Genomic DNA, 1,395 nt, shown 5'->3' with positions numbered 1-1,395 from the left:
TAAAAAAGTGTCTGCGACACTCTCAACTCCCCTAACCCCTCATTCATGAGGGGAAGGGGTTTTCTTATCTCCTTCTTTATTGTAAAATTCTATTATGAATATATTACAATCCATCTTTACCGATTATTATAAACACATCATTTACGAACTCCATCCTCGTCCTGCTGTCATTGAAAATGTTAACAAGATGATTCATTGTGGTGATTCTTCTCACGGTGGTGCCATGTATGGCTGTCCTCACTGTGGAAATCTTAAATTTGTTCCCTTTCGCTGTAAAAGTCGTTTTTGCCCTTCCTGCGGAAACAAATACAACCAGCTTCGTTCTTTTCATATGTCCTGTAAGCTTGTTTCTTGCGTTCATCGCCATTGTGTTTTCACTATCCCAGCGGAACTTCGCGTTTATTTTCTCGAAGACAGAACTCTCTTAGATTGTTTATTTCATTCTGTTCGTGATGTTGTCTTACGCATGTTTTCCAAAATGAATAAAACCGAAAACTTTACTCCTGGGCTTATCTGTGTTCTTCACACTTTTGGGCGTGATTTAAAATGGAATCCTCATATCCACGCTCTCATCTCAGAGGGTGGGGCTGGTAACATCACTCCTTGGCGTCCTGTCAAACACTTTGATTACAAATTCCTTCGTAATGCTTTTCGCAAAGTACTGCTTGAACGACTTACCTCCCGCATTGGTCCGGCTTTTCGCAAAGTCAAAAATGAAATGTACACGAAACACGCTGACGGCTTTTATGTCCGTGCAAAACCAAATCTTTGCACTCCTGATATCACCATTAAATACATCAGCCGATACCTCGGCAGACCTGTTATTGCCACATCGCGTATTGATACTTATGACGGTGAAAACGTAACCTTTCATTACACCAGACACGAAGACAATAAAACTGTTACTGAAACCATTCCTGCTTTGAACTTCATTCAAAAACTCATTGTCCATATCCCCGAAAAACATTTCAAAATGCTTCGCTACTATGGGATATATGCAAAACATCATAAGCAGGAAAAGAAGCTCCGTAAATGTATTTCTGCCGAAAAACAACGTTTCCTACGTTCTATTCAGGACTGGCGGCAATCCATTCTGCTCTCTTTCGGATACGACCCTCTCTGTTGTTCCGAGTGTGGTACTTCTATGTTGGTTTTAGAAGTTTACCACAAAAAAACTGCACTATTTGAACAATATCGAAAGGTTATGAAATATGGATAAATCCATGTTCATAATAATTCTTTCTCCATAGTCAGATAGTGCAGCTAACCTAAACCAAAACAAAAAACTTCATAAACAACGTCATGGCGAAGCCCCCTTCGCTCTTTTGCTATGTCATTTTTTATTTCCAGCCTATTATACACTATTTCTGACGATTTGAGAAATTTCCTATAAAG

General features: G+C 39.4%; 1 protein-coding gene. It reads left to right on the top strand.

The annotated features are described in order from the left end of the window. Positions 1–94: 94 nt before the first annotated feature. Positions 95–1,219 (top strand): IS91 family transposase, encoded by a 1,125-nt coding sequence (locus ROSEINA2194_RS04710; protein ID WP_044927213.1) that lies wholly within the window; start codon positions 95–97, stop codon positions 1,217–1,219. Positions 1,220–1,395: the final 176 nt, after the last annotated feature.

Origin of the sequence: Roseburia inulinivorans DSM 16841 (assembly GCF_000174195.1) — a bacterium.
In the GTDB taxonomy this organism is placed as follows: domain Bacteria; phylum Bacillota; class Clostridia; order Lachnospirales; family Lachnospiraceae; genus Roseburia; species Roseburia inulinivorans.
Note: the sequence above shows the minus strand (reverse complement) of the source record. Positions and strands in the feature narration are given on the sequence as shown.

Coding starts and splice junctions, on each gene's coding strand:
- ROSEINA2194_RS04710 (WP_044927213.1), top strand. CDS start 95: ATGAATATATTACAATCCATCTTTACCGATTATTATAAACACATCATT.